Genomic DNA, 3,510 nt, shown 5'->3' with positions numbered 1-3,510 from the left:
TGATATGATTTTTATCAACTTAATCAACCCATCGCATAAAATTTAATCACTATATCTAGGTGTATTCTGTTTGATGTAGCACAATATAGCCTAAAAATTTTTAAAATGCTAGCTTGTTTTTTTTGTGATTTTATGAATTAATTTTGGTAAATTTGCGAAAGCTAAATCTGGTAAGGGGTGCCGCCTTTTAAGCGGCTTTGAAATTTTTTTGTGATAAATTTTGTCAAATCTAATGGTTTATCTTTTGATTGCTGGGTAATTTATAAAAAATACGCACCCAAAAGGATGCGTATTTTGTGGTCTATATTAACAATTAGATTACGCGCTTGCCATCAGACTTGCATTGCCACCAGCAGCCGTGGTGTTGTAGCTTTGGCTGATCTCGTGGTATAGACGGGTGATGTCTAAGCCGCCAGTGGCATCGATAATGCGGCGAATCGAACCATCTAGGGCGGCTAGGCGCACTTGCTCATCACTTGGCATCGACTCTAGAGCGATGATGATGTTATGCGAATCTAAGCCTGCTTGTTCGCTCACCACTAGGCTATCCCCGAAGAGATCAGCGCTGGCGGCTAGGATGTGATTTGGCAGGATGTGCGCCGTGATACCGTTAGCTGCTAATACCGCTAATGCTTCTACAGATGCAGCCGCTGTACCGCCATATAGTGCCACAGAATGTGGTGCACGCCATGATAAGGTATTGCGTTCGCCTGTTGGTCCAGGTAGTACGGTATATGCTTCGTTAAGCGAGTTTTTGCGTGCTTGATCAGCGACGGCTTCTAATGAGCGAAGTTCATCCGCTGACAGGTTTAGTGCTTTTGCGGTGCTAAGCACTTGATTAAGCGCGGTCTCATTCACGCGTGCAGGGAAATCAACCTTTGGCGCGTACCAAGTGTCAAGCTTGCTTAGGCGCTGCAAGTAGAATGGGCCACCAGCTTTAGGGCCTGTGCCACTCATGCCATGACCACCAAATGGCTGCACACCAACCACCGCGCCAACGATGTTTCGGTTAATGTATACGTTACCTGCCTCGATGCGGCTCGTGATATTATCAATCGTACCATCGATACGGCTGTGGATGCCGTGCGTCAGCGCAAAGCCTTTTTTGTTGATGTTATCAATCAGATCATTAAGCTCATGCGCAGCGAAGCGAACAACGTGCAGCACAGGGCCGAACACTTCTTTTTTGAGCTGTGATAGGTTCTTAAGTTCGAACATTACTGGCGCGACGAAGGTGCCTTGGGCGTGTGAGCGTACTTTCACCTCATGATAAGGTGCCGTTTGCTTAAGAGTATTGATGTGGTTAAGTAGGTTCTCTTGGGCTTCTGCATCAATCACAGGACCGACATCCGTTGCTAGGTAAGCTGGATTATTCACCATAAGCTCATCCATGGCGCCTTTGATCATCTCGATCATGTGATCAGCGATGTCTTCTTGGATGCATAGAATACGCAGGGCAGAGCAGCGCTGACCAGCTGAGTCAAAGGCAGAGGCCAGTACGTCAGTACATACCTGCTCAGGCAGTGCGGTAGAGTCCACAATCATCGCGTTCATGCCGCCTGTCTCAGCGATCAATACAGGATTGTCAGTACGTGCAGCTAGGATAGTGTTGATGCGCTTGGCGACATCGGTCGAACCTGTAAAGATCACACCGTCAATGCCGCGCCCACATCACCTGCGCCCAAAACAAGTTGAAGCGCGTCCTTTGGTGCGCCAGCTTCATGTAGCCACGTCACTGCCAGATGGGCGATGATGCTTGTTTGTTCGGCGGGCTTGGCAACGACGGTGTTACCCGCGGCCAGTGCTGAAACCACTTCACCCACAAAGATGGCAAGCGGGAAGTTCCATGGACTGATCGCAACGACAGTACCAACTGGGCTGTTTAGGTTTAGACGCTCGGTCTCATCGGCATAATAACGACAAAAATCAACCGCTTCACGAACTTCTGCGATGGCGTTCAATAAGGTTTTACCAGCCTCGCGTACAGCGATCATCATCAGCAGTGCCATGTGCTTGGGTGATTCTAGCGTATCGGCAAAGCGTCGCAAGATATCAGCGCGCGCTTTTGGTGAAGTGCTTTGCCATGAGCTTTGAGCGTTGATGGCGGCACCAATCACATTAGAAATCGCATCAACCTTAATGAATGATACATGACCGACAATATCGCTGTGATCAGCTGGGTTAAGAACGGCGTGCGTTGGGTTATGTAACACAGGGATGCTGGTCAGAGATTTAACACTGCCAAAGTCAATGTTAAGCGCAGCATTCATGTCAGCTTGAAGTGCAGACAATACATGTTCATTAGACAAATCAATGCCATAAGAATTAAGTCGCTCGCCGTAGATGTGGCGTGGCTTAGGCGTCAGTGGGTTGGTAGTAATGTTATTAACATCAATCTCATCTAATGGCGACACAGTCAGTTCATCAATGCTTACCTTCTCATCAACGATGCGGTTAACGAATGATGAGTTAGCACCATTTTCTAGTAGGCGACGCACTAGGTAGGCAAGCAAAGTCTTATGTGTGCCAACTGGCGCATAAATACGCACGCGACGGCCTAGGTTCTTTTCGCCGACAACTTGGTCGTATAGAGTCTCGCCCATGCCGTGCAAGCATTGAAATTCAAAGTCTTTACCTTCGCCCATCTTATAAATGGTGGCAAGGCTTTGGGCGTTGTGTGTGGCGAATTGTGGGAAAATGGCGTCTTGAGCAGCAAGTAGCTTCTGCGCGCACGCAAGATAAGACACGTCGGTGTGAACCTTACGCGTATAGACGGGATAGCCATCCATGCCATCGACTTGTGCCCATTTGATTTCGCTGTCCCAGTAGGCGCCTTTAACCAGACGAATCATTAGTTTTTGGTTGTTACGGCGTGCCAGATCAATCAGATAATCAATCACATAAGGGCAGCGTTTTTGATAGGCTTGCACGACAAAGCCGATGCCATTGAAGCCGGCTAGATCTGGGTCTGACACCAGTTTTTCCATCAGATCAAGCGACAATTCCAAGCGGTTGGCTTCTTCGGCGTCGATGTTTAGACCGATGTTGTATTCTTTGGCCAGAACGAATAGGGCTTTTAGGCGTGGTAGCAGCTCGTTCATCACGCGGTCGTGCTGAGCGCGGAAATAGCGTGGATGAATGGCAGACAGCTTAACCGAGATGCCATTGCCATCATACACGCCGCGACCTTGAGCGTCTTTGCCAATGGCGTGGATGGCGGTCACATAGTCATTATAATAACGGTCAGCATCTGCCTCGGTCATGGCTGCTTCGCCTAGCATGTCAAAGCTGAAACGATAGCCTAATTTCTCGCGCTCTTTGCCATTATCTAGAGCTTCTTGGATGGTCTGACCTGTGACGAATTGCTTGCCCAGCATATGCATGGCAAAAATAACGCCACCACGGTTAAACGATTCGTCGCATTGTTAAATTGCGAGAGTCAAAGCCGAAGCTTTAGACTCTTCGCCGACATCCGAGGCTAGGTCACCTGCCAGTACAAGATCCCAAGCC

General features: G+C 48.4%; 1 pseudogene. It reads right to left on the bottom strand.

The features are described from left to right. Positions 1-318: 318 nt before the first annotated feature. Positions 319-3,377, bottom strand: a pseudogene (putA, locus tag GY683_RS07975) (bifunctional proline dehydrogenase/L-glutamate gamma-semialdehyde dehydrogenase PutA). Positions 3,378-3,510: the final 133 nt, after the last annotated feature.

The sequence above is a fragment of the Moraxella sp. genome, from assembly GCF_024227015.1.
In the GTDB taxonomy this organism is placed as follows: Bacteria; Pseudomonadota; Gammaproteobacteria; order Pseudomonadales; family Moraxellaceae; genus Moraxella.
This window is presented reverse-complemented; position numbering and strand designations above follow the sequence as displayed.